The 25,029-nt window shown below is 72.0% G+C and carries 15 protein-coding genes; 6 read left to right on the forward strand and 9 right to left on the reverse strand.

The window, feature by feature from the left end; translation table 11 throughout:
• Positions 1-70: 70 nt before the first annotated feature.
• The 3 genes from AB0917_RS24510 to AB0917_RS24520 form a co-directional block, all read right to left on the reverse strand.
• Positions 71-424, reverse strand: a complete 354-nt coding sequence (locus AB0917_RS24510; protein ID WP_366821797.1) for a GNAT family N-acetyltransferase — start codon at positions 422-424, stop codon at positions 71-73.
• 57 nt (positions 425-481) lie between these two features.
• Entirely contained in the window at positions 482-907 is a 426-nt protein-coding gene (gene panD, locus AB0917_RS24515; RefSeq protein ID WP_366821799.1) for an aspartate 1-decarboxylase, read from the reverse strand.
• Between the two features lie 336 nt (positions 908-1,243).
• Positions 1,244-1,885, reverse strand: a complete 642-nt coding sequence (locus AB0917_RS24520) for a TetR family transcriptional regulator (protein WP_366821801.1) — start codon at positions 1,883-1,885, stop codon at positions 1,244-1,246.
• 80 nt (positions 1,886-1,965) lie between these two features.
• Between AB0917_RS24520 and AB0917_RS24525 the strand changes: the two genes are divergently transcribed.
• The 4 genes from AB0917_RS24525 (at position 1,966) to AB0917_RS24540 (ending at position 6,131) form a co-directional block, all read left to right on the forward strand.
• Entirely contained in the window at positions 1,966-2,946 is a 981-nt protein-coding gene (locus tag AB0917_RS24525) for a zinc-binding dehydrogenase (protein WP_366821802.1), read from the forward strand.
• Positions 2,943-4,523 carry an MFS transporter gene (locus tag AB0917_RS24530; RefSeq protein WP_366821803.1) on the forward strand — a complete coding sequence of 527 codons (1,581 nt, stop codon included), beginning with the start codon at positions 2,943-2,945 and terminating at the stop codon, positions 4,521-4,523. The genes AB0917_RS24525 and AB0917_RS24530 overlap by 4 nt, the downstream gene beginning before the upstream one ends.
• A gap of 15 nt (positions 4,524-4,538) precedes the next feature.
• Positions 4,539-5,159: a DsbA family oxidoreductase gene (locus tag AB0917_RS24535; RefSeq protein ID WP_366821804.1), complete on the forward strand. Its 621-nt coding sequence runs from the start codon at positions 4,539-4,541 to the stop codon at positions 5,157-5,159.
• Between the two features lie 258 nt (positions 5,160-5,417).
• Positions 5,418-6,131, forward strand: a complete 714-nt coding sequence (locus AB0917_RS24540; protein ID WP_366821805.1) for a hypothetical protein — start codon at positions 5,418-5,420, stop codon at positions 6,129-6,131.
• Positions 6,132-6,174: 43 nt separating this feature from the next.
• On the opposite strand, the gene AB0917_RS24545 is transcribed toward AB0917_RS24540, so the two are convergent.
• The 6 genes from AB0917_RS24545 to AB0917_RS24570 form a co-directional block, all read right to left on the reverse strand.
• On the reverse strand, positions 6,175-7,368 hold the full coding sequence (locus AB0917_RS24545; RefSeq protein WP_366821806.1) for a cytochrome P450: 1,194 nt from the start codon (positions 7,366-7,368) through the stop codon (positions 6,175-6,177).
• Positions 7,369-7,423: 55 nt separating this feature from the next.
• Positions 7,424-8,479, reverse strand: a complete 1,056-nt coding sequence (locus AB0917_RS24550) for an NADP-dependent oxidoreductase (RefSeq protein ID WP_366821807.1) — start codon at positions 8,477-8,479, stop codon at positions 7,424-7,426.
• On the reverse strand, positions 8,476-10,245 hold the full coding sequence (locus AB0917_RS24555) for an NAD(P)/FAD-dependent oxidoreductase (RefSeq protein WP_366821808.1): 1,770 nt from the start codon (positions 10,243-10,245) through the stop codon (positions 8,476-8,478). The genes AB0917_RS24550 and AB0917_RS24555 overlap by 4 nt, the downstream gene beginning before the upstream one ends.
• Positions 10,242-11,936, reverse strand: coding sequence for an NAD(P)/FAD-dependent oxidoreductase (locus AB0917_RS24560; protein ID WP_366821810.1), 1,695 nt, complete (start codon positions 11,934-11,936; stop codon positions 10,242-10,244). The genes AB0917_RS24555 and AB0917_RS24560 overlap by 4 nt, the downstream gene beginning before the upstream one ends.
• Positions 11,926-21,339: an amino acid adenylation domain-containing protein gene (locus AB0917_RS24565; RefSeq protein ID WP_366821811.1), complete on the reverse strand. Its 9,414-nt coding sequence runs from the start codon at positions 21,337-21,339 to the stop codon at positions 11,926-11,928. Before AB0917_RS24565 ends, AB0917_RS24560 begins: the two co-directional genes overlap by 11 nt.
• Before the next feature lie 67 nt (positions 21,340-21,406).
• A complete protein-coding gene (locus AB0917_RS24570) occupies positions 21,407-22,348 on the reverse strand; it encodes a sterol desaturase family protein (RefSeq protein WP_366821812.1) in 942 nt (313 codons plus the stop codon).
• Positions 22,349-22,947: 599 nt separating this feature from the next.
• Here AB0917_RS24570 and AB0917_RS24575 point away from each other — a divergent pair.
• Both AB0917_RS24575 and AB0917_RS24580 read left to right on the forward strand, forming a co-directional pair.
• Positions 22,948-24,153 carry a cysteine desulfurase-like protein gene (locus tag AB0917_RS24575; RefSeq protein ID WP_366821814.1) on the forward strand — a complete coding sequence of 402 codons (1,206 nt, stop codon included), beginning with the start codon at positions 22,948-22,950 and terminating at the stop codon, positions 24,151-24,153.
• A 332-nt stretch (positions 24,154-24,485) separates the two neighbouring features.
• The coding region (locus AB0917_RS24580) for a DUF4383 domain-containing protein (RefSeq protein ID WP_366821815.1) at positions 24,486-25,029 on the forward strand (544 nt) is incomplete at its 3' end.

Genomic DNA, 25,029 nt, shown 5'->3' on the forward strand with positions numbered 1-25,029 from the left:
CACAGGTGTCGGCGGGCTCCCGGGGAATCCGGGCGCCCGCCGACGCGCGGGTGCGTCGCAAGAGCGCGGGTCAGAACAGCTCGGGATGGTTCCGCAGCTGCCGCTCCGCCTCCCGGACGAGCTCCTCCGGAGCATCGGGCGCCTCGTCCGGGTGGCGCTGTGCCCACTTCGCCGCGTACGGGCACAGGGGCACGACGGGGACACCCTCCTGAGCCGCGATGGCGTAGAACCTCCGGACGAGCGCTCCGGCGATGCCCTTGCCCTCGTACTCGGGCCGGACGACCGTGTGGACGGCCACGAGCGCGCCCGGAGCGGGCTCCATGACGAAGTACGCGATCGTCCCGGCGGCCTCCCCGTCCTCGTAGGCCCTCAGCGTGCCGCGTTCCCGGTCGTCGCTGATCTCTACAGCAGTGTTCTCCGCCATGGGCTTCAGCTCTCCTCGTTCCGTGGAGTCGTTTCCGCGGGGCACCGACGCATCGGCTCAGCCGCCCGCGACGACCGCCTGCGGGCTCCGCTCCGTACGGGTCCCGGGCACCGGCGCCGAGGCGTCGGTGCCGAGCGCCACGATCCGGTTGTCCGCGTCGACGTGGACGACCTTCGGGGTGAGCGCACGGGCCTCCGCGTCCTCGACCTGGGCGTAGCTGATCAGGATGACCAGGTCGCCGGGGTGCACGAGGTGCGCGGCGGCGCCGTTGATCCCGATGACACCGGAGCCGCGCTCGCCCTCGATGACGTACGTCTCCAGGCGGGCGCCGTTGTCGATGTCAACGATATGGACCAGCTCGCCGGGCAGCAGGTCGGCGGCGTCCATCAGGTCGGCGTCAATGGTCACGGAACCGACGTAGTGCAGGTCGGCCTGGGTGACGGTGGCCCGGTGGATCTTGGACTTGAACATGGTACGGATCATCGAGGTACTCCCACAAGTAGGCTCCCTGCCTGCGTTCTTGCAGGTCAAGGGCTGTTTTCACACTTTACAACGAGTCGCACGTCCAGGCAGCTTCCCCCAAGTTTCTCAGGACTCACGCTGCCCACCGGAACAAGGATCTGAGTAGCCGGAGCAGCCCGGCACCATAGCCGCGGATCTCCAGTCGGCCGAACCTGCCGCGGTCACCCCCTCGACGGCAGCAGGCACGGGTGTGAACGTGGACGGTCACCCGCGAACCCACCTGAGGGGCGGGCACACCCGGACTCCCCCGCAACACGGAGACCCGCCCGGCCGCACGCGCGGTCCGACCCCGCCCTCCTACCAGCGTTCCGCGAGGAGGCCTGGGCCGGGAGGGCTGCCCGGCAGGGGGCCGTGGCCGGCCCGCAGGCCGTCCAGCGCGATGGCGATGACGCGGTGGCGGGCGTTGGCCGCCGCCTCGGCGAGGTCGGTCCTGCCCTGCCCCTCGAACTGCTCGACCAGCGAGGACTTGCCGAGCTGCTCGACGAGCAGGGAGATGTCCACGGTCGTGGCGTCCGCCCGCAGCACCCCGGCCTCGTGGGCCCGCTCCACCAGGGCCCGCGTCAGCTCGTCGGACCTGGTGAACTTCTCGGCCATCTCGTCGGTGACCTCGATCGTGCCGGCCAGCGGTCCGAGCGCGCCGGCGCTGAACTCGATGGCGGCGGTGACGTAGTGGACGAGCCCCTCCCAGGCGTCCTCGCGGGCGAGCCCCTCCTCCGCCGCCTGGATCCACTGCCCGAGCGACAGCGCGCACAGGTGCTGGAACAGCTCGTCCTTGGTGCGGTACCGCCGGTAGAGGCTGGCGATGCCGACGCCCGCGCGGGCCGCGATCGCCGCCACGGACGCATGGGCGCCGTCCGCGGCGAGGGTCTTCCTGGCGGCCTCCAGGAGGGCGCGGTCGTTGCGTTCGGCTTCTGCGTATCGGGGAGCTCGTCGGGCCATGAACCCACTGTAGCCACTTGCGAAGCGAATCGCTCCGTTATACGTTTCAAACGAAGTGAATCTATCCGTTTGGGGGCGTCGTGCTGTCCGTGGTGATGGAGGAGTTCGGAGGACCGGAGGTCCTGCGGGCTCGATGTGTCGAGGATCCGGTGCCGGGCCCCGGTCAGTTACTCGTCGACGTGGCGTACGCGAGCGTCACCTTCGTCGAGACGCAGGTGCGCTCGGGCAACGGACCCTTCGGCCGTCCCTCGCTCCCCCGTGTACCGGGCAACGGCGTGGGTGGCCGCGTCGTCGCCGTGGGACCGGGCGCGGACCCCTCCCTGGTCGGCACGACCGTGGTCACCACGACCGGCGGTGAGGGCGGCTACGCCGAACGCGCCCTCGCCCGGGCCGACGAGGTGGTGCCGGTTCCGCCCGGCCTCGACCTCAAGGACGCGGTCGCGCTGCTGGCCGACGGCCGCACGGCACTCCTGCTGTTCCGGCAGGCGGAGATCAAGCCCGGCGAGAAGGTCCTCGTGGAGGCTGCCGCCGGCGGTGTCGGGAGCCTCCTGGTCCAGTTGGCCGTACACTCCGGCGCCCGCGTCATCGGCGCCGCGCGCGGCGAGCGCAAGGCCGAACTCGTCGTCTCACTCGGCGCCGCCTTCGTCGACTACTCCCAGGAGCAGTGGCTCCGCCAGGTCCGGGAGACGGCCGGCGGCGATCTCGACGTCGTCTTCGACGGAGTGGGCGGAGCGATCGGCACCGCGGCGGCGGGCGCCCTGGGCACCGGCGGACGCATCAGCCTCTACGGCATGGCGAGCGGCGCGGACGCCGAACTCGACGAGGACGACCTCGCCGCCCGGCAGATCCGTACCCTCGGGCTCTTCGCGGGGCCGGGCCCCGCCGTGACCCACGCCTACATCGGTGAGGCGCTGCGGCTCGCTGCGGACGGCGTCCTGCGGCCGGTCGTCGGCCAGGTCTTCCCGCTCGCCTCGGCGGCCGAGGCACACGCCGCCATCGAGGCACGGACCACTCTGGGCAAGACCCTGCTCGCCGTCGGCGAGCCGGACTCGGGCCGATGAGCACCCGACCCGGCGTCCCGCCGGAGCGGGCAGGCGCCAAGGAATGGACCGCGCTCGCGGTCCTGGGCGTTCCGGCCGTCCTCGTCATGATGAACATGTCGGTGCTCTACCTGGCGCTCCCGACACTCAGCCGCGATCTCGACCCCAGCGGCCCCCAGTTGCTGTGGATCACGGACATCTACGGCTTCATGGTCGCCGGTGCCCTGATCACCATGGGCACGCTCGGCGACCGGATCGGGCACCGCCGGATCCTGCTGGTCGGGGCGATCGCCTTCACCGGCGCCTCGATCTTCGCGGCGTACGCGGACAGCGCCGGGATGCTCATCGCCGCGCGCGCGATCCAGGGCGTCGCCGCCGCCTCTCTCGCGCCCTCCTCTCTCTCCGTCATCCGCAACCTCTTCCGCGATCCCGCGCAGCGCACCCTCGCCATCACCATCTGGATGATGAGCTTCATGGGCGGTGGGGCGCTCGGTCCGCTCGTCGGCGGAGTGCTCCTGCAGTACTTCTGGTGGGGCTCGGTCTTCCTGGTCGCCGTACCGACCATGCTGGTGCTGCTCCTCACCGTCCCGTTCCTGGTGCCGGAGTTCCGCCCGGCCGAGTCCGGGCGGCTCGACCTCATCAGCGTCGCGATGTCCCTGACGGCGCCGCTCGCGGTCGTGTACGGGATCAAGAGCCTGGCCGCGGACGGCGTCGGGCTCCTCCCGCTGGGCTTCATCGCCGCAGGTGTGGTCATCGGCGCGCTCTTCGTACGGCGTCAACGGCGGCTCGACACGCCTCTGCTCGACCTGTCCCTCTTCAGGATCCCGGCGTTCGCGGTCTCCGCCGGAGGCATGATCGTGGTCGGGATGCTCCTCTTCGGGACGAGCCTGCTCACCTCGCAGTACCTGCAACTGGTGCTGGGCTTCGAGCCCTTGGAGGCCGGCCTGTGGCAACTGCCGACCGCCGTGGGCGGCACGGTGGCCGCTCTGTGGGTCTCCGGCCTCACCTCCCGGTTCCAGCCCGCCGTACTGATGAGCGCGGGCGCCGCCTTCGCGGTGCTCGGGCCTCTCATGCTCACCCAGGTCGACGGCGGCCCCGGTTTCGTGGTGGCCGGCTCACTGCTCCTCTTCGCCGGCCTCACGCCCTTCATGGCCCTGGGCACCGGCCTGGTCGTGGGAGCCGCACCGCCCGAACGGGCCGGCGCCGCATCGGCCATCTCCGAGACGGGAGCGGAACTCGGCGGCGCGCTGGGCATCGCCACCCTGGGCAGCATCGCCACCGCCGTCTACGGCGGCTACATGACGGACCGGCTGCCCGACGGAGTACCGGCCTCGCTCGCCGGTCCCGCCGGTGAGACGCTGCCCGCGGCCCTGGAGGCCGCACACCGGCTCCCCGAGGCGCTGGGCACCGCGCTGGCCGACACCGCCCGCGCCGCGTTCACCCACAGCCTGCACGTGCACGCGCTCATCCTGATCCCCCTCCTGCTGGCCCTCTCCGCGCTCACACTCACACTGCGGCGGCGCGGCGGGGAGCCGGCCGGGAAGGACTCGACGCCCGCCGACGACAGCGCCGCCGCTCCCGCGCCGGTCGCCGACTGAAAGGAGACCCCGTCCATGCAGGTCGAGGTGTACTTCGACATCCTGTGCCCCTGGTGCTACATCGGGAAGCGGAAGCTGACGACCGCACTCGCCGGACGCGAGGACGCGCAGGTCCTCTGGCGCAGCCTGGAACTCGATCCGGAGGGCAGCTCGACGGCCGGCCCGACGGCGGCCGAGGTCATCGCCCAGTACCAGAGCAGTCCGGAGCGGGCCGCAGCGCGGGTGCGGCACATCCAGGCGATCGGCGAGGCCGAGGGGCTCCGGCTCGACCTGCACAAGGCGCGGCCGGTCAACTCCTTCGACGCACACCGGCTGGTCCGGCTGGGCGCCGCCCACGGGCGGGCCGACGAGGTGCTGGAGCGGCTGCTGTACGGCTACCACACCGAAGGGCTCGACATCGCCGCCCACGAGGTCCTGGAGAAGCTGGGGACCGAGGCGGGACTGGAACCGTCGGCGGTCCGCCGGATGCTGGAGGGCAAGGAGTTCGCGGAGGACGTGCGCGCGGACGAACGGTCCGCGCGGGAGCGAGGCGTCAGGGGCGTGCCCACGCTGGTCGTGGACGGCGGAGTGCCGGCCTCGGCCATCCAGGATCCGGACGCCCTGGGCCGGCTGCTGAGTTCCGGGTCCGAGAGCTGACGACACCGCTGAGGCCGCCCCGGAGGAGCGAGGGCCCGCGCCGCCCGCCTCCGCAGGCCCCCGGACGCCGCCCCGGCGTCACAGTCGCGCTACGAGCCCTTCTCGACTGGGCCACCGTCAGGTGCCTCTGGGGCGGGTGGGGCGGCGTGAGGTGGCATGTTTCCCTCCGCAATGTCCTCTTTTCTGAGGGCCGCTGAGCCCTCTGCCACCGCTTCCACGGGCCCGGGAGCACTCCGTGGCGACTTTTAGGCTGCGCTTATGCACTACACCAAGAAGCTCATCGGACTGGCCGCTGTCGGCATCCTCGCGGTCGGCTGCGGCTCCGGGGATTCCTCCGGCACCGCCGTCACCCCCGCCGCCGACTCCAAGCCCGACACCGTGGAGGAGACGACCGCCGCCCCGCAGGAGGCGCCGCTGCCCGTCGCCGTGGACGGCCCGCAGAAGGACGTGCTCACCAGTTCTTCCGACGCGCAGCTCAAGGTCCTGCCCAAGCCGGACAGCGGCGCCCCCTTCACCGAGAAGGTGGAGCACAAGCTCCAGGAGCAGGTTCTCAGCAGGGTCAAGGTGCCTGGCAAGACCAGCGCCGAGTGCCCGGACGGGGTGACGCAGAAGGCCGGTGCCGTCAGCACCTGCAACGTCACCTACGAAGGCGCTGTCATCCCGTACGAGGTCAAGATCAGCGACTCGTACAAGGAAGGCGGCTTCATGACCTTCTACAACGCCAAGCCCCTCAAGGGCCTGGTGGTCGCGAAGGCCGTCTACGACCAGCTGTTCAAGGAGTACGGCAGCCGCTCCGACGCGTCCAAGCTCGCCTGCGAGGAGCTCCCCGCCGCCACCGCCGTCGACTTCGAGACCGACTCCGGGCTGACCTGCCAGTTCTGGAGCAAGTACGGCAACAAGGGCGACGGCGGGTACGAGACGCTGCGGGTCAAGCCCGGCACCTACGGGCCGCGCTTCGAGCAGGTCCGCTGAGACCTGCTCGAAGCGGTCCAGCCGGTGGACCTGCCGTAGCGGTCTACCAGCTCACCTGGAGCCTCCGCGGGCTGCGGGACGTCGTTCCGGTGCGCCAGACGACCGCGTCCGCGGGCTCCGCGAGCCGCAGGCCGGGGAAGCGGGCGGCCAGGCGGTGCAGGGCGATCTGGAGTTCCGTACGGGCCAGCCAGGCGCCCAGGCAGTAGTGGACCCCGGCCCCCAGCGAGAGGGTGGGGGCCTCCAGCGGGGCGAACAGGTCGTCGAGCGTGCGGCGGGGGTAGACGTCCGGGTCGCGGTTGGCCATGCCGCAGTCCGCCAGGACGACCGCGCCGGCCGGGATCGTCACCCCGCCGACCTCGACGTCCGTGGCCGCGCGGCGGGTCGTCCCCCGGTCGTCGCCCAGCGGGATGAGGTGGATGAGCCGGTCCGCGGCCCGTCCGGCCGCCTCCTCGTCCGCGCCGATGCGGGGCCAGCTCTCCGGCCGTTCGCCGAGCAGGTAGAGCAACGCGTTGCCCAGCATGGTCATCGTGCTGTCGTGGCCCCCGACGACGAGCCCGCACACCAGACTCACCAACTGCGCCTCGGGGAGGCCGCCCTCCTTGTCGGCGGCCCGCACCAGGCCGCTGATCAGGTCGTCGCCGGGGGCGCGCCGCCGCTCCGCCAGAAGCTCCCCGCCGAACGCGCTGAACTCCTCCAGCACGGACCGCACCTCCTTGCCGGAGTGGGAGCCGTCCGAGAAGGCGTGCTCGCTCCAGTGGCGCATCCGGTCGCGGACGGACTCGTCCAGGCCCATCAGCCGGCTGATCACCGCCACGGGGAGGGGCAGGGTGAACTCCTCGACCACGTCGGCCGGTTGCCGCCGTTCCTCCAGCCGGTCCAGGAGCTCCTCCACGATCGCGGTGATCCACGGCCGCCACCGGGCGACCGCCCGCGGGGTGAACGCGCGGCTCAGGGTCCGGCGCAGCCGCAGGTGGTCGGGGCCGTCCTGGTTGAACATCAGGTCGGGGTTGTTCACGAGGTCCGGTACGTCGGAGAGGGGCGGCGCGTCGTCGGCGTACAGCTGGGCCCGGCCGAAGCGCGGGTCGGAGAGCACCTGGCGGACGTCGGCGTGCCGGCTGACCAGCCAGGCCGGGGCTCCGCCCGGCAGTTCGGCGGGGCGGGGCGGGCCCGGTTCCTCGAAGCGCAGGCAGTGCAGAGGGATCAGGGACGGGTCGGTGGTGGGGCCGGTGGTGGTCATCTTGCCTCCCGGGACGGGCGTACGGGTGGGAAGGGTGCGGGGACAGCGGCAGCCCTCACAGCGCCACCAGCACCTTGCCCCGGTGGTCCGCCCGGTCGCCGTAGAGGCTTGCGTAGGCGGCGGGGATGCTGTCGAAGCCGTGGTGGAGGGTGTGGTCGCAGACGACCTCACCGCGCCGGACCCGGCCGCCCAGCTGGGCGTGGAGGTCCTTCCAGTTCTGCTCGGTGAACCACTCCAGCGAGAAGATCCCCCGGACGGTCGCGCGCGGGAACATCAGGTAGGGCAGCAGACGCGGGCCGGTGTCCTCGCTGCCGACCTGGGTCGCCCACTGCCAGCACACCGCCACCTGGCTGCCGACGTTGAGCATGGAGAACACCACGTCGGTGACCGTGCCCCCGAGGTTGTCGAAGTAGCGGTCCACCCCGTCGGGGGCGGCCCGGGTCAGCGCGGAGCGGACGGTGTCGGCGCTGTCGGTGTGCCGGTAGACGACGACCGTGTCGAAGCCGAGGCCGAGGAGGTACTCCACCTTCCGCGGGGAGGAGGTGGTGCCGATGACGCGGGCGCCGGCCTGTGCGGCGAGCTGGCCGACGAGTGCGCCGACCGCACCGGAGGCCCCGCTGACGACGAGGGTGTCCCCGGGGCTGATCGTCATGTACTTGGCGAGGGTGCCCCAGGCCGTCATGCCGGGGCCGCCCATCACGCTCAGCGCGGTCGGGAGCGGCAGGGCGTCGTCGTACCACCGGGGGTCGAGCCTGCGGTAGGCCGGGAAGACCATGGGGAACGTGCCGGTCTGCCAGAGCGCGGCCTCGCCCGTGGAGACGACGTGGGAGCGCCAGCCGCCGAAGCCCTGGACGAGATCGCCGACGGCGTGGGCGGCGCGCGGTCCGGCCTCGACCACCTCCATGATCGAGTCGGCGCCCATGTGGGCCCCGATCGGGGTGTCGAGGGCGATGCCGTGGAGGTAGGGGTCGACGGAGACGTACAGCGTGCGCAGGAGCATCTCGTCGGGGGCCAGGGTCACGTCGACGTTCTCGACGACCTTCTCGTAGACGCGGTCCACGTCGGGCACACCCTCGACGTGTTCACGGACCACCCATTTCTCGATCTTCATGTGCTCTTCGCTGCCTTCCCTGTCGTCCGTGCGGTGGTGGTCCGGCCGCCGGCCGGCGGGGGCGCGGCGGGGCGGGGTGGTACGGGGATGACGCGGTGGGTCGGCGGGGGTGCGGTCAGGTCGACCGACGCGGTGAAGGGCTTGGCGTCGTCGCGGCAGACGAACTGCATGACGTGGCGCCCGGCGGCGGCCGCCCGGATCAGCCCGCCGGTGGTGGCCCAGACGCCCGACTGGTAGAAGTTCGCCAGGCCGGGCAGCCCCGGGCCGTGCTTCTTGACGATCTCCTCGAGGGCCTCGCCGCTCTCCACGAACGGCTGCCAGCCCAGCACCGTACCGTCGTAGTTGCCGGTGTAGCGGACCTGGGTGAGCGGGCTGGAGACGTCGCGTACGACGATGGCGTCGCGGATGCCCGGGAAGCGCTGCTCCAGGAAGTCCACGAGCGTCTCGCGTGCCCGCCGTTTGGCCGCGTAGTAGCCGCGGCCGTGGCGTACGGGCAGGGTGTGCAGCTCCTGGCCGCCGCGGGTGCGGGTGACCTGTTCGGCGCCTTCGTCCAGGGCCCGCCAGGGGGCGATGTCGCAGAAGTAGGTGGCGTAGACGACGGTGGTCGCTTCCGGGGAGAGCTCGGGGTAATGGCGGCTGCGGAACTGGACGTTGATGCTGGCGTGGCGGATGCCGGTGAGCTCGGCCGCCGTGGCCTCGTCGAGCAGGTACGTCGTGCAGGGGTCCCCTTCGGGGAAGGGGCGGGAGAGGCCGAGGAAGAGGGTGAAGTAGCCGGGGAAGACCATGCCGGGTTCGCGGATGGTCCGGGTGTAGAGCCTGTGGTACTCCTCGCCCAGGTATTTGCCCTCCAGGAACTTCATGGTGGTGGTGTGGCCGTCGCAGGCCGACACCACGATGTCGGCGCGCAGTTCGCTGCCGTCGCTGAGCCGGACGCCCACCGCCCGGTCGTCCTCGACGATCACCGTCTCGACCTTCGTGTTGTACGAGACCTCCCCGCCGAGCCGGCGGTAGCGGGCCTCGATCGAGCGGGCGAGGCCCAGGGAGCCGCCCTCGGGGACGCCCGCGGAGAGGTTGGCGTGGGAGGCGAGCTGGAAGTGGAAGGGCAGGACGGGGAAGTTCGGGTGCTTCTCGTACAGGATGAAGTTGAACGCCTCCCGCAGCAGTGGGTCCTTGAACTTCGCGGAGAACTCGGTCATCAGGACGGTGATCGTGGTGCGGACGGCGTTGAAGTAGGGGAGGAACGAGGCGAGCATCCGCCAGCGCTCCACGCGGCCCATCAGCCCGACCGGTTTGAGGAAGGGATAGACCGCGAGTGCCTTGCGGAAGGTGCGCAGTTGGGCGCAGAACTTGCGTACGGTACGGGCGTCGGCCGGCGAGATCTCGATGAGGTGGGCCTCCAGCCGGTCCGGGTCGGAGTAGAAGTGGACGGCCCGCCCGTCTTGTCCGCGCACGATGTTGAACACGTCGAAGTGGCGGATCTCCTTGCCCTGCAACGCGCCCAGCTCCAGCCAGATCTGGTGCATCTCGTTGCCGGGGCCGCTGCCCAGGAGCCAGCTGACGCAGGCGTCCAGGGTGAAGCCGCCGCGCTCCCAGGCGGTGCAGCAGCCGCCGGGCAGTTCGTGCATCTCCAGGATGTGGGTGCGGTAGCCGTTCATCCGGGCGTAGCAGCCGGTCGAGAGGCCGCCGAGGCCGGCCCCGATGATGATCATCGATTCCCGTGGCTGCCGGGGGGCGCCCGGGGTCCGGCCGGTCGTGGATGGGGTCATGAACTGGTGTCCTCCCGTGCTGACCAACGGTCGAGTTGGGGCAGCTGTCCCAGCTTTCCGGTGTGCCAGGGCTCGGTGGTCTCGCTCTCCCACGCCCGGAACTCCAGGCCGAGTTCGCGGCAGAGGTACTGGACGGCGAAACGGCCGGTGGAGGCGGCGCGGATCAGGCCGCCCATGCCGACCCACTGCCCGGCCATGGAGAAGCCGCTGAGGCCGGGGAGCCGCATCCGGTCCCGCCCGACCAGGCGGGCGGCGACGTCGTCGGCGTCGGAGAAGGCCTTCCAGGCGAGGATGGAGCCGTTGTGGTTGCCGGTGTACCGGTGGGTGGTGGCGGGTGAGGCCACGTCGACGAGGTCGATGCGGTCGGTGATGCCCGGTGAGCGGCGCTCCAGGAAGGTGCGGACGAAGTCGGCGACCTCCTGCTTGCGCATCCGGTACTCCTTGCGGTCGCGGGTGCGCAGCTCCTTCCAGTAGGCGTAGTCGCTGAAGTAGGTGCAGTGCAGGACGGAGCGGCCCGGGGGCGCGAAGCCGTCGGAGTAACGGGAGCGCGCCTGGACGACCAGGCTGTTCTGCAGGGCGCCGGGGAGGCTCTTTCCGTCCTCGTCGGTCAGGAGGTGGGTGGTGCTGTGGGCCTCGCCGGGGTCGAAGTCGCCGCGCAGACCCACGAAGGCGGAGACGACCGCCGGGAAGAGGGTGCCGGGGCGCTGGAGGAGGTCGGTGTAGAGCTTGTCGATCCGAGGGCCGGTGTAGCGGCCGTCGAGCAGCCCGTGGACGGTGGTGTGGCCGTCGCAGGCGGAGACGACGTGCTCGGCGAAGTACCTTCTGCCGTTGCGCAGTTCGATGCCGACCGCGCGGTCGTTCTCCACCAGGATCTTCTCGGTGCGGGCCCGGTAGGTGACGTGCCCGCCCAGCCCCAGGTAGCGCTCCTCCACGGAGCGCGAGAGGCCGAGTGAACCGCCTTGGGGGAAACCGGCGTTGAGGTGGTACGCCGCCGCCATGTTGAACAGGTACGGCAGGAGCGGGAAGCCCTCGGGGTCCTGGAAGAAGATGTTGCGGAAGGCCCGGCGCAGCAACGGGTCCTGGAACTTGTCGGCGAAGACGTGCATCGGGGTGGCGGCCGTCCGCCAGAAGAGGCGGAAGGCCGGCAGCACCGTGCGCAGGGTCGCCGCCCGCTCCCGTACGGTCCGCAGGGCGGGCGCGGTCAGGAACGGGTACAGCTCGATGGCGATGAACCGTCGCAGGTCGCGGGTGAAGGCCCGGATCAGGGGGGCGTCGGCGGGTGAGATCGCCAGCAGGTGGGCTTCGAGCCGGTCCGGGTCGTTGTAGAAGGTGACCGAACGGCCGCTCTCGTCCTCGACCTTGTTGAACAGCTCGAAGTTGGTGACGGTCTTGCCGTCCAGCGCGCCCAGTTCGCGCCACACCTGGTGGGCGTCGTTGCCGGGCGCGGTGCCGATCAGCCACTCGATGCAGTAGTCGAAGAGGTAGCCGTCGCGCGACCAGGCGGTGCAGCAGCCGCCGGGCAGCACGTGCTTCTCGAAGATCCGGGTCCGCGCTCCGCTCATCTGGGCGTAGCAGCCGGTGGAGAGGCCGGCCACGCCCGCGCCGATGACGATGACGCGGGGCGGTGTGCCCGGGGTGCGCTCCGGGGTGCTCCAGTCGTCGGGCGGCCGGTGGCCGGTGTCATCCGCCATGGGCCGCGTCTCCCGTCAGCAGGTTGCGCACCAGGGCCGCGTTGCGGGCGAGGTGTTTGGGGTCGAGCATGTCGGCGTGGACACCTGAGCCGCGCAGCACGACGGTGGTGCCGGTGGAGCTGCCGTGCCAGGTGCCGTGCTCGCCCGCGGCGTACAGGGCGGTCTTCTCCTCGTCGGTGATCACGCTGACCGGCGCGGCGACCGTTCCGGTGTTGGGGGTGCGTCCGCAGAAGGTGAGGTACTCCGCGGCGTGCGCGAGCGTCTCGCGGGTGACGGCTTCGGACCCGGTGTGTTTGCGCAGGTGGTCGGCGAGTTCGGCCTCGAAGGCGCGGATGCCCTCGTCTCCGGGCTCGTAACTCTCCGTGAGGCGGCGGGAGTCGAGGACGACGATGTGGCCCACCCGGCGTCCGCGCCGCTCCAGCTCCTTGGCGGTCTCGAAGGCGAGGTTGCCGCCGAGGGAGTAGCCGAGGAGCAGGCAGGTGCCCTGGGGACGGGCGGCCTCGATCAGGTCGGCGTAGCGGGCCACCTTGTCGTCGCCGGGAAGGTAGTTGAAGCCGATGACGGCGTACTCCGGGAGCTGGGCGGCGAGGCCCCGGTAGACGAGTCCGTGGCCGCCGGCGGGCGGGAAGCAGAAGAGGTGCGCGGACTGGCCGGAGTTGAAGGTGAGGTAGGGCAGTTCGTCGGTGGTGGTGCTGTGGAGGACCTCCTGGACGGTGGCGGCCATGCCGTAAAGGGTGGTGACCTGGTAGAGGCGGCTGACGGGGACGCTGACGCCGAACTCGGTGCGCAGGTGGTGGAGGAGCTCGATCAGCTTGATGGAGGAGCCGCCGACCTCGAAGAAGTCGTCCTCCAGGCCCACCCGTTCGAGGCCGAGCAGCGTCTTCCAGTGCCGGGCCACGCTGGTCTCGTAGAGCGTCACGGGCTCCTCGTGGGGCCGCTCGCCGGTCTCGGCCCGGGGTGCGGGCAGCGCGGCGGTGTCGACCTTGCCGTTGGGGCTGAGCGGCAGGGCCGGCAGTTCGACGAAGTACGACGGGATCATGTACGAGGGCAGTGAGCCGGCCAGGTGGCGGCGCAGGGCCCGCCGGTCGAGCGCGGCGCCGGGTGCCGGTACGCAGTAGGCGCAGAGCGCGGCCTCTCCCCCGGTGTCCGTGGTGACGGTGACGACGGCGCGGGCGAGCGGAGGCCACTGGGCGAGGTGGGCCTCGATCTCACCGATCTCGATGCGGTGGCCGCGCAGCTTGACCTGGCCGTCGGTGCGGCCGAGCAGGTGGACGCGGCCGTGGGCGTCCCAGCGGGCGATGTCGCCGGTCCGGTAGAGCCGTTCGGGCCGGGCGCCGGGCTGTTCGCCGAGCGTACGGGTGACGAAGCGGTCCGCCGTCTGTCCGGGGTCCCCGGCGTAGCCGAGGGCGACGCCTTCGCCGCCGATCCAGAGCTCGCCGGGGACGCCGGGCGGTACGGGTTCGCCGTGGGGGTCCAGGACGTGCAGGGTGCTGTTGGGCAGGGGGCGGCCGATCGGGACCATGAGGCCCGGCTCCAGGTCGTCGACGGGCCCTTCGAAGAAGGCGCTGTCGATGGTCGCCTCGGTGAGGCCGTAGGAGTTGACGAGCCGCGTCCCCGGGGAGCACAGCTCGCCCAGCCGCTGGTACTCCCCCACCTTCCAGGCGTCCGAGCCGACCACCAGCAACCGCAGGAAGTCCAGCCGCAGCCCCTCCCGTTCGCAGTGGTCCATCAGCCCCCGCACCACCGCCGGTACGAACTCCGCGCAGTCGACCCTCTCCTGACGCATCGTCCGGTACAGGCGTGCGGTGTCGAAGAGCAGGTCGCGGTCGGCCAGGACGAGGTTGCCGCCCGAGCAGAGCGCGCGGACCAGGTCGCCGGTGAACACGTCGAAGGACGGTTCGGCCATCTGGAGGTGCACCCGGACGTCCGTCTCCAGCCGGTACTCCTGGCGCCACGCCCCGTACGCGGAGGCGAGGTTGCGGTGGCTGACGCGGACGGCCTTGGGGCGGCCGGTGGAGCCGGAGGTGGTGATGACGTACGCGGGTGAGTCCGGGGCCGTGTCCGGCCGGGGGCCGTCCGGGTGCGGCTCGGTCGCGTGCAGGGCGTCGAGGGTCAGGGTGATGACCGGCAGCGTGGCGGTCCCCTCCCGTCCGGTCTCGTCGGCGACGATCACCAGGGCCGCTCCGGTGGTCCGGACGAGGTGTGCGACGCGGTCGGCGGGCTGGCCGGGCCGCAGCGGCAGGTAGGCGCCGCCGGCCTTGAGCACGGCGAGCAGGGTGACGATCAGCTCCGGCGACTTGTCCAGGCAGACGACGACCACCGAGCCGTCCCCGATGCCCAGGGCGTGCAGCCGGGCGGCTCCTTCGGCGGCGCGTCGCTCCAGCTCGCCGTAGGTGAGCCGGCGGGCGCCACCGTCCGGGAGCGGCAGGGTCACGGCCACGGATTCGGGGTGCTGGGCGGCGACCCGGCCGATCAGGTCGTGGACCGGGGTGAACGGCGTGTCCTGGTCGGTGGTGGCCGCGAGCAGGGCCGGCCGGCTCCACTCCCCCACCAGCTGTTCGCGTTCGCGGGGGCCGAGCATCTCCAGCCGTGAGGCGGGCCGTTCGCCGGGGGCGCCGGTCATCCGGTCGAGCAGCCGGGTGTAGTGCGCGGCCATGCGCCGCATGGTCTGCGGGAGGAAGAGGTCGGTGTTGTACTTGAAGACGCAGTGGAAGCGCTGCTCCGACTCGTCCTCGTACGCGGAGAGCGTGATGTCGAACTGGCCTTCCTCCTCGGGCAGTTCGATGTACTCCAGCCGGTAGCCGTACTGCTCGGTGGCGACCTTGTGGGTGAGGAGGATGAACATCGCCTGGAACACGGCCGAGCGGCTGGGATCGTGCTGGAGGCCCAGCTCGTCGACGAGCAGGACGAAGGGGTACTCCTGGTTGTCCAGGCCGCCCAGGACGGTGCGGCGGACCTGTTCCAGGAGTTCGGCGACCGTGGGGTCGCCGGAGAGGTCGGCGTGGAGCGGGAGCGGGTTGACGAAGTAGCCGTAGACGGAGGCGAAGTCCTGCCGGGTGCGGCCCGTCACCGGGGAGCCGACGACGATGTGGTCCTGCCCGGAGTAGCGGTGGAGCAGGAGGTAGTAGGCGCTGAGCAGCACCATGAACGGTGTGACGTTGTGGGCGCGGGCCAGGGCGTGGACGCGGGCGCTGAGTTCGGCGTCGAGCACGAAGAACTCGGAGGCGCCGTTGTGGGTCTGGACGGCCGGGCGCGGCTTGTCGACGGGGAGGTCCAGCAGCGGGACGTCGGTGGGGAGGTGGGAGCGCCAGTAGTCGAGCATTCCGGCGGCCTCGCGCCCGGCCAGGAAGGCGTTCTGCTGGTTGAGGAAGTCGAGGTAGCGGGCCTCCACGGGCGGCAGTTGGGGCTCGATGCCCTGCCGCAGGGCCTCGTAGACCTGGAAGAGCTCCTCGATGAAGGTGAACGTGGAGATGGCGTCCGAGACGATGTGGTGGACGGCCTTCATGATGACCCAGCGGTCGTGCCCGCGCTTGAAGAGGCGGAAGCGGACCAGCGGGTCGCGGGCCAGGTCGTAGGGCTTGCGGTACTCGGCGACGATGGTGGTGTGGATGGTCTCCCACTCCTCGCCCTGGACGTCGAAGAGGGCGAGATCGGGCTCGGTGTCCTCCGAGACCCGCTGCACGGCCTGCCCGTCCTCCAGCAGGAAGTTGGTGCGCAGGGCAGGGTGGCGGGCGATGAGGCGGCGGACGGCCTCGAACATCAGGTCCGGTTCGAGGGCGACGTTCACCTCGACGGCTCCGCCGATGTTGTAGGCGTAACCGTCGGGGTTGAGGTGCTTGAGGAACCAGAGCGCCTTCTGGTTCTGGGTCAGGGGGTAGCACAAGGGGTCCTCGTGGAGGGTGACGGCCCGCTCCGTGGAGTGCGGGTCACCGGCCGAGGCGAGCTCCACGAGGCCGTCGTGGAGCTGTGCGGCCAGCTCGCCGGCCGGGGCTCCGCTGAGCAGGGCGACCACGGGCAGGGCGACGCCGAGTTCGGCGTGGATGCGGGCGCGCAGCTCCATGGCCAGCAGGGAGTCGAGCCCGAGCTGGCCGAGGCCCTCGGCGGGGTCGATGCGGTCCGTGCCGGTGCGCAGGACGGCGGCGCAGAGCGCGGCGAAGCGTGTCGCCACCAGGGAGCGGCGCCTCTCCTCGTCGGCGGTACGGAAGGTGTCGAGGAAGCCGTTGCCCTCGGTGGCGGCCGTGGGTGGGGCGGCGGCCTCGGCGAGGGCGGTGACGAGCGGGGGCGGGGAGGGGTACCAGGCCAGGAAGGTGGGCCAGTTGACGACGGTGGCGACGACCAGTTGGGCGTGTTCCTGGCCGATGACGCGTTCCAGGACGGCCATCCCGGCGTCGGGGGCCAGGGAGCTCATGCCGCGGCTGTGCAGGTAGTGGTCGACCAGGCCGAGCTCCTCGATCATTCCGGTGGCCCAGGGGCCCCAGTCCAGGCTGAGCGCGGGCAGCCCCTGGGCCCGGCGGTGGTGGGCCAGGGCGTCCAGGAAGGCGTTGCCCGCGGCGTAGTTGGTCTGGCCGGCCGTGGTCAGCAGGGAGGCGATGGAGGCGAAGAGGACGAAGTGATCGAGCGGTTCGTCCCGCAGGTGCCGGTGCAGGAGGTAGGCGCCGATGGTCTTGGGGTCGTGGACGGCGTCGAAGGCGGACCGGTCCAGGTCGGTGACCAGGGTGTCGCGTACCTGCCCGGCGAGATGGAACACGCCGCGCACGGGCGGGGAGCCGGTGCGCCGGTAGGCGTCCAGCCAGCCGGTCAGGGCGTCCTCGTCGGTGATGTCGAGGGGGGCCAGGACGGCCTGGGCGCCGAGCGTCTCCAGCTCACGGAGCAGGCTCACCGCACGGCCTTCGGCGGTGTCGGGGTCGGTGGAGCCCCACTTCTCGCGGCCGGGCACCGGCGTGCGCCCCACCAGGATGAGCCTGCGGGCCCCGCGCCGGACGAGGGTGCGGCACAGCAGCCGGCCCAGTGCGCCGAACGCGCCGGTCACCAGGTAGCTCCCGTCGGCCCGCAGCCGCAGCGGCAGCGGCCGGGTCAGAGCGTCGGCCGGGCGGAGGCGGCTGGTGCGGCGTACGCCCGCGCGCAGGGCGATCTCCTCCTCGTCGTCGGTCAGTGCCTCCCGCAGGAGCGCCTCCGCCTCCGCGCGGGCCCCTTCCGGGCCCGGTCGCCGCTCGGGGTCGAGGTCGATCAGCTTGCCCGGGTGGTCGCTGAGTTCCTGGTGGCGCAGGACGCGGCCGATGCCCCAGGCGGGGGCCCCGAGCGGCTCGACGGGCTCGTCGGGCAGGACGGGCTGGGCCCCTCGGGTGACGATGTGCAGCCGGCCGGCGGCGCCCCGGGCGAGCAGGGTCCGGGCCAGGGCGATCAGGGAGTACGAACCCGGGCCCGTGTGGTCGCGGACGGCCTGCCGGTCGCAGGCGGCCAGCGAGGGCCGGTCCAGGTTCCACAGGTGCAGGACGGCCCCACCGAACGGCTCGCCGTCCCGGTCGAGGTCGGCGAAGAGGCGTTCCAGGTCGGCGGTGGAACCGGGACGCACGGTGAAGGCGCCGTCCGGGCCCGCTCCGGCGTACGCCTCGCCCCGGCGGACCAGGTGGCAGCGTTCGCCCCGGGATGCGGCGAGCGTGGCGAAGGCGTCGGCGATGCCCTGGGTGTCGGCGAGGACCAGCCAGCCGTGGTCCCGGGCCGCTATGGCGGCCGGATGGAGCACGCCGTCGCCGTCGCCCGGCTCTTCCCCGCCCGGCGTCGGGCACTCGGTCCAGACGGTCTCCGCGAGCCAGGAGTCGATCGTGGTCCGGGCGACGGCGGTCGCCGCCTTCTCCACGTCGGCGGCGCGGAACCCCTCGATCCGGCCCAGCGGCGTGCCGTCGTCCCCGTACAGGGCGATGTCCCCGAGCGTGGTGTCCGTGTCCGCGGGGCGCACCGTGGCGTGCGCCCAGAGGGGCTGGTCGCCGATGGGGGCGAGGGCGACCTCGGCCAGTGAGAGCGGCAGCCTGATGCCGGTCCCCGGTGCCGGTTCCCTCAGGAGCTGCGGGGTCAGCAGCGCCTGGAAGCAGGCGTCGAGCAGGACCGGGTGGAGGTGGTGGCCGGCGGCGTCGACCGGCTGGGGCGGCCGGATCCGTGCGAGGACCTCGCCCTCGCCGATCCAGACCTCCTCGATGGCCCGGAAGGCGGGGCCGTAGTGGTAGCCGAGCCGGGCCAGCGCGGTGTAGCAGTCGGGGCCGTCGAGACGGCGGACGGTACGGGCCCGGATCGCGGCGGCGTCGAGAGGGGCGCCGGGGGTGCGGCGCTGCCCGGTGCGGACGATGCCGCTCGCGTGGACGGTCCGCTCCCCGTCGTCCCCGGTCGCGGCGGACGCGACGGTGAAGGCCGCGTCCTCCAGGGAGAGCGACACCTCCACGGTCCGGTCCTCGCCGTCCGGCAGGAAGAGCGCCTTGCGCAGGTCGATGTCGGCGAGGACGGCGGTGGTGCCTCCGGTGAGCCGCAGGGCGGCCTGGGTCGCCATCTCGATGTAGCCGGCGGCGGGGAACACCACGGTGTCCTCGATGCGGTGGTCGGCAAGGTAGGGCAGCGATTCGGTGTCCAGGCGGGCCTGCCAGGCCGGTTCGGTGCGGTCGGTGCGGCGGCCCAGGAGCGGGTGGTCGATGTGGCCCAGGCGGACCTGCGCGACCGACCGGGGCTCCGTCCAGTGCCTGTCGCGCCGGAACGGGTGGCGGGGCAGGGTGACCGGCCGGCCGGAGGGCTGGAGGAGGTCCCAGTCGATGTCGGCGCCCAGGTTGTGGAGCGAGGCGAGGGAGAGCGCGAACCGCTCGCTCTCGTCCTCCTGGCGCCGGATCGAGGGCAGGGTCAGCCCGGACGCCCCGGTGGCCTCCAGGCACTCGCGGATCGCGTGGCCGAGGACCGGGTGCGGGCCGATCTCCAGGAACACGTGGTGGCCGTCGCCGGCGAGGCGGTCGACGGCGGCCCGGAACCGTACCCGGTCGCGTACGTTCTTCCACCAGTAGCCGGCGTCCAGCTCACCCCCCTGGGCCACCCCTTCGGAGCCGGTGAGGTAGAGGGGGAGCCGGGCCGGGCGCGGCTCCAAGGGAGCCAGTGCCGTGAGCAGTTCGTCCTTGATCCGCTCCATGCCGACGCTGTGGTAGGGGACTTGTACGGTGAGGAACTTGGCGAACAGCTGCTCGGCCCGCAACTCCTCGGCCAGCAGGGCCAGTGCCTCCGCCTGGCCGGCCAGCGTGATGGAGGTGGGGCTGTTGACGGCGGCCACCGAGACGCGGTCCCGGTAGGGGCGCACCCGGCGCTCCGCCTCGTCCTCCGTCAGGCTCACCGCGAGCATGGTGCCGGTCCCCGCCAGGGTCTGCTGGAGGCGGCTGCGGTGCACCGCGATCCGGGCCGCGTCCTGGAGGGAGTAGACGCCCGCCTCGTAGAAGGCGGCGATCTCCCCGGTGCTGTGCCCGACGACGGCGTCGGGGCTGACGCCGTACGCCCGCCACAGGGCGGCGAGGCCGACCTGGAGGGCGAAGTTGGCGGGCTGCGCGAGCCAGGTCTCGCCCATGCGCGAGGCGGATTCGTCGGCGGTCAGCTCCTCGATCAGCGACCAGTCGGCGAACTCCTGGATCGCGCGGTCGCATGCGGTGACCGCGTCGCGGAACACCGGTTCATCGCGCAGGAGTTGGCGGCCCATCCCCCACCACTGGGGCCCCATGCCGGTGAAGACCCAGACCAGGCGCCGCTCTTCGGCGTCCCGTCGGCGGTCCTGCACGACCCGGGGGTGCGTCTCGCCCCGCTGGAGGGCGGCGAGCGCCTCGTCGAGGGAGGCGCGTGAGGAGTGGACGACACAGAGCCGGTGCGGGAGGTGCTGGCGGCGGTGGGCCAGGGTGTGGCCGAGGTCGGGCAGCGCCACGGCCGGGCCGTGGGCGCCGGCCAGTTCGCCGCGGATGCCGGCGGCCAGCTCCGGCAGGGCGTCCGGGTGCCGGGCGCTCAGCGGCAGGATGCTCCAGGCCCGTTCGGCGGGAGGGGCCGCGTCGTCGCCGTCCTGCGGGAGCGGCGGGGCCTCCTCCAGGACGACGTGGGCGTTGGTGCCGCCGAATCCGAAGGAGTTCACACCGGCCCGCGCCGGCCCGTCGTGCTCGGGCCAGGGGGTGGGCCGGGTGGGGATCTCGTACGGCAGCGCCGCCTGGTCGATGGCGGGGTTGAGCCGCTCCAGGTTGATGTGGGGCGGGATGTGCCCGTGCTTGAGGCACAGGACGGTCTTGATCAGCCCGGCGATCCCCGCGGCGGACTCGGTGTGCCCGATGTTGGTCTTGACGGAGCCGACGTACGCGCGGGCGCCCGGCTTCCGTCCGACGGCCAGGGCGCGGGCCAGGGCTCCCGCCTCGATCGGGTCGCCGACCGGGGTGGAGGTGCCGTGCGCCTCCATGTACTGGAGTTCGCCGGGCGCGATGCCCGCCTCGGCGCAGACGCGGCGGATGAGGGAGACCTGCGCGTCGGGGTTGGGCACGGTGATGCCGTTGGTGTGGCCGTCCTGGTTGACCCCGCTGCCGAGGATCACGGCGTGGATCCGGTCCCCGTCGCGGACGGCGTCCTCCAGCCGCTTGAGCGCGACCAGGCCGACGCCCTCGGCCCGTACGTAGCCGTCGGCCGCGGCGTCGAACGTACGGGAGCGGCCCTCGGGCGACAGGAAGCCGCCCTTCGTCTCGGCGATGGTGTACTGCGGGGCCAGGTTCAGCAAGGTGCCGCCGGCGAGGGCGAGGTCGGTCTCCCCCCTGCTCAGGGCCTGGCAGGCGAGGTGGACGGCGACCAGGGAGGAGCTGCACGCGGTGTCGATGGAGAGGCTGGGGCCGCGGAAGTCGAAGCAGTAGGAGATGCGGTTCGACACCATCGTCATCATGGTGCCGGTGGCGGTGTGCGCGGCCAGTGAGGTGAAGCCCAGGTCGGCGAATTGGAGGATCTTGTAGTCCAGGGTGAACGCGCCGACGTAGACGGCGACGTTGTCGCCGGCCAGGTCGACGGGGCGCTGGCCGCCGTCCTCCAGCGTCTCCCAGGCCACCTCCAGCAGTTTCCGCTGCTGGGGGTCCATGTGGTCGGCCTCGCGGGGGCTGATGCCGAAGAACGCGGGGTCGAACTCGTCGAAGCCGTCGATGTATCCGCCGCGTCCGCCGACGAGCCGCCCGGGTTTGTCCCGGAACCGGCTGCCGAGTGTGCTCACGTCGTAGCGGTCGGGCGGTGTGGGCGTGATGCAGTCCTTGCCCGCCATCAGGTTCCGCCAGAACGTCCGGTGGTCCGAGGCGCCGCCGGGGAGGCGGCAGCCCATGCCGATGATCGCCACCTTCTGGCGTAACGCGCGGGTGTTCGCGTCGTTCGCGTCGGCCATGTCGAACTCCTCAAGTCGTTGCGGTAGGGCGGGAGATGGCTACGGCAAGGTGCGGTGCAGTGTGCGGTCAGTCGGTTTCGGGTGCGGGTCCCGGCCGTGGCCGCCAGGGGTGCAGGAGGCCGGCGAGGATCTCCCCGGTGCCGGGGAAGGAGGCCGGGTCGTGGAGGCCGACGGCGGCGGGTTCGCGGCCGGGGCGCCAGGTGAAGCTGCCGAAGAGGTGGTCCCAGCACGAGAGGTCGGAGCCGTAGTGGCCGGCTTCGGACAGGTCGGTGCTGTGGTGCAGGCGGTGCTGTTCGGGGCTGGCCAGCACGTGGTTGAACCGGCCGATGCGGACGTCGATGTTGGCGTGGACGAAATAGCCCTGGGCGACGACGAAGAGCCCGGTCACCAGCACGGCCGAGCGGGAGAATCCGGCCAGGGCCAGGGTCAGCTGGACGAGGCTCTGGGCGAGCACGATGTCCAGGACGTGGTTGACACCGTTGTTGGCGACGTTGACCTTCTGCGGCACGTGGTGGACCCCGTGCAGCCGCCACAGGAGGGCGCTGGTGTGGCCGAGCCGGTGCACCAGGTAGCTGACGAGCGATCCGGCCAGCAGGGCGCCCGGGATCTCGGCCCAGAGGTGGTGGCCCCGCTCGTCGGGTGAGATCCATCCCACCGCGGCCGTGACCAGAAGTTGCGCCAATGCGCTTCCGGCCATGGTCAGCAGAAAGTAGATGCCGTACCAGCGCCACTCGTCCTTTCCGGGATGCCAGCTCCGGTCATGGGGAATCAGCTGTTCGAGGATGGCCAGATACGTGAGGGTCCCGACGAGAAAAAGCGGGCTCACGATGGCCGGATCCCAGCGCAGGACCAATGCGGAAGCGCCTACGACGACAACGGCCAGCAAGAGGACCGGATAGGCGGTCGCGCGAAGGACGGAGGCCGGAGAGATTCCGGCCGCGCTCTTCCCTCTGTCCGAATAGCCAACCGAATCGATCTCGCCATCGGCGGACCGTTCGCACTCGTCCATCCGCGACCCTCCACAAGAGATGTGATCCAGGAGAGAACACCGCATCGGTGCAGTTCAAGGGCGCCCCAGGGGTTGGTGTGCACCCCGGGGCGCGAGCAGCTGCCCATCCACCGATCGATTCCGGTCACCTGACCCCGACAAACGGGCCATGGTGCGAACCGATGCCCCCCAGCTCCATCGGCCCAGGGTCATTCATTTCCGATTCCCACGGCTTTAACCATGGCCTCGACGCCGAATTGGCAGGCCCATCACGGGCGTTCACCGTGCGTCGCCCGCAAAGACACTTTCCGAGGTGGAGGGAATGCGGGAAGCCCTGCACACGGGCTGGGCTAGTTAATTTGTGCGAGGAATTCCTTCATAGGATCATCCCTGGGTCGCGCGACGGGCGCATACAGATGCGCCCCGACGCGCGTGCGCACGCGGCGGCGCATTCCCGGCCGGAGTTGTGCGCCCGCGTACCGGTCGGCGCGAGGTCTTCTTTCACGGGCGGGGACCCTGCGATGATCGGCGCCGGCCGTCCGCCCCGGACGGGGCCGCGACGGACGGTCGGCGCCACGGCCGGGACCCGGCCCGAAGCGCCCACGAGCGAGGGAGTCTCCTTGAGTTACGACATCAGCACCGTGCGCGCGCAGTTTCCCGCCCTCCGGGCCGGTACGGCTCACTTCGACGGACCCGGCGGCACCCAGACACCGGAGCCCGTCATCGCCGCCTTCACCGAGGCGCTGAGCCGGCCCCTGTCGATCCGGGGCGCCGCGCTGCCCGGGGAGATCCACGCGGAGACGATCGTCCACGACTTCAGAGCAGCGCTGGCCGATCTGCTGGGCGCGGACCCGGCCGGGATCGTCTTCGGGCGCAGCTCGACCCAGCTCACGTACGACATCTCCCGTGTGCTGTCCAGGAGTTGGGCGCCGGGCGACGAGGTGGTGGTCAGCCGGCTGGACCACGACGCCAACATCCGCCCCTGGATACAGGCGGCCGGACGGGCCGGTGCCGTGGTGCGCTGGGCGGAGTTCGACCCGGCCACCGGGGAGCTGCCCACGGAGGCCGTCGGCGCGCTGCTGACCGACCGCACCCGGCTGGTCGCGGTGACCGGGGCCTCCAACCTGATCGGCACCCGGCCCGATGTCGCCGCGATGGCGGAGCTGGTCCACCGGGCCGGTGCGCTGTTCCATGTCGACGGGGTGCACCTGACGGCCCACGACTTCGTCGATGTGGAACGGCTCGGCGCCGACTTCTTCGTCTGCTCGCCGTACAAGTTCTTCGGCCCCCACCACGGCGTGCTCGCCGCCCGGCCGGAGCTGCTGGAGACCCTGCGGCCCGACAAGCTGGTGCCCTCCGGCGACGCCGTACCCGAGCGCTTCGAGCTCGGCACCCTCCCGTACGAGGTGCTGGCCGCCACCCGTGCCGCCGTCGACTTCATCGCGGAGCTGGGTCCACGGGGAGCGGCGGGCGGGCGGCGGGAGCGGCTGCGGTCGGCCTACGCGGCGATCGGCGCCCACGAGGGGGCCCTGCTGGAGGTGGCCGAGAAGGCGCTGGGCGAGCTGGGCGGGGTGACGGTGCACTCCCGGGCGGCCGACCGGACGCCCACGCTGCTGCTCACCTTCGAGGGCCGGGACGCCTCGGACGCGTACCGCTTCCTCGCCCGCTCCGGCGTCCACGCCCCGGCCGGTTCCTTCTACGCCCTGGAGGCCTCCCGGCACCTGGGCCTCGGCGACGACGGCGGGCTGCGCGTGGGGCTCTGCGCGTACAACGACACGGACGACGTCGAGCGCCTGCTGACGGGGCTGGCGGACTTCCTGCGCTGAGGGGGCGGGCGGGCCCCGGCAGCCCCTCCGGTGAGCGTGGGGACCGGCATCGCCCGTTCGGCCCACCGTACGACGGAGGAACGGCGCACGGTGTCCGGCGCCTCGCCGCCCGGCCGCCCGGCAATCAGCGGGGCGGCGGGCCCGCGGTGGAGCGGAGGGGACGGAGAGACCCGGCCGGCCGCGTCCGGACCGCCGAGCGGACCGGCCCGCCGCTCGGCACAGTGAAGAGGAACGCCCTGCGCGCGCCACCGCGCATCCGGCGCTCCGTCGCGGAGAGCTCCGCCTCGGCGGCCCGCAAGGGTTCTCGGTTCTGCCACCGACAGGAGACGGCCATGAAACTGAGTGACGAACTCCCTGTGGACCACCGGCTCGCGACCGTGTACCGGATCGGGGCCGGGCTGTGCGGAGTCATCCTGCTGGTCTTCGGCGTCCTCGGCTTCACCCACCGGCTGGGATTCTTCGAGACGAGCGGGGCTCAGGTGGCCGGCCTGTCGACGAACGGCCTCCTCAGTTTGATCTCCGTCGTCGTCGGCCTGGCGCTGATCGCCGGGGCGGTGGTCGGCGGGAACCTCGCGTCGATGGTGAACATGACGGTCGGCACGCTCTTCCTGCTCAGCGGGTTCGGTCACATCTTCGTCCTGGACAAGGGCGTGAACATTCTGGGCTTCGGGATGTCCAACGTGATCTTCAGCTTCGTGATGGGGCTGCTGATCCTGACGTTCGGGATGTACGGGAGGGTCACCGGCGGGCTGCCGCACGACAACCCGTACTGGCGCGGCCGGCACCCGGAGCAGGCCGCCCGTGAGGACGCCGCCCGCCGCCCGGGGGCGGGGGGCGGGGGGGCGCCCCCCGGCGGGGGGGGGGGGCCCCCCCCCC

This window comes from Streptomyces sp. NPDC007346, assembly GCF_040703535.1.
Taxonomy (GTDB): Bacteria; Actinomycetota; Actinomycetes; order Streptomycetales; family Streptomycetaceae; genus Streptomyces.

What these genes read in the sequence shown, in the direction of transcription:
- AB0917_RS24565 (WP_366821811.1), bottom strand. Translation starts at nt 21,339, where the DNA reads ATGGCCGACGCGAACGACGCGAACACCCGCGCGTTACGCCAGAAGGTG.
- AB0917_RS24570 (WP_366821812.1), bottom strand. Translation starts at nt 22,348, where the DNA reads ATGGACGAGTGCGAACGGTCCGCCGATGGCGAGATCGATTCGGTTGGC.
- AB0917_RS24530 (WP_366821803.1), top strand. Translation starts at nt 2,943, where the DNA reads ATGAGCACCCGACCCGGCGTCCCGCCGGAGCGGGCAGGCGCCAAGGAA.
- AB0917_RS24520 (WP_366821801.1), bottom strand. Translation starts at nt 1,885, where the DNA reads ATGGCCCGACGAGCTCCCCGATACGCAGAAGCCGAACGCAACGACCGC.
- AB0917_RS24510 (WP_366821797.1), bottom strand. Translation starts at nt 424, where the DNA reads ATGGCGGAGAACACTGCTGTAGAGATCAGCGACGACCGGGAACGCGGC.
- AB0917_RS24540 (WP_366821805.1), top strand. Translation starts at nt 5,418, where the DNA reads ATGCACTACACCAAGAAGCTCATCGGACTGGCCGCTGTCGGCATCCTC.
- AB0917_RS24545 (WP_366821806.1), bottom strand. Translation starts at nt 7,368, where the DNA reads ATGACCACCACCGGCCCCACCACCGACCCGTCCCTGATCCCTCTGCAC.
- panD (WP_366821799.1), bottom strand. Translation starts at nt 907, where the DNA reads ATGATCCGTACCATGTTCAAGTCCAAGATCCACCGGGCCACCGTCACC.
- AB0917_RS24535 (WP_366821804.1), top strand. Translation starts at nt 4,539, where the DNA reads ATGCAGGTCGAGGTGTACTTCGACATCCTGTGCCCCTGGTGCTACATC.
- AB0917_RS24555 (WP_366821808.1), bottom strand. Translation starts at nt 10,245, where the DNA reads ATGACCCCATCCACGACCGGCCGGACCCCGGGCGCCCCCCGGCAGCCA.
- AB0917_RS24560 (WP_366821810.1), bottom strand. Translation starts at nt 11,936, where the DNA reads ATGGCGGATGACACCGGCCACCGGCCGCCCGACGACTGGAGCACCCCG.
- AB0917_RS24550 (WP_366821807.1), bottom strand. Translation starts at nt 8,479, where the DNA reads ATGAAGATCGAGAAATGGGTGGTCCGTGAACACGTCGAGGGTGTGCCC.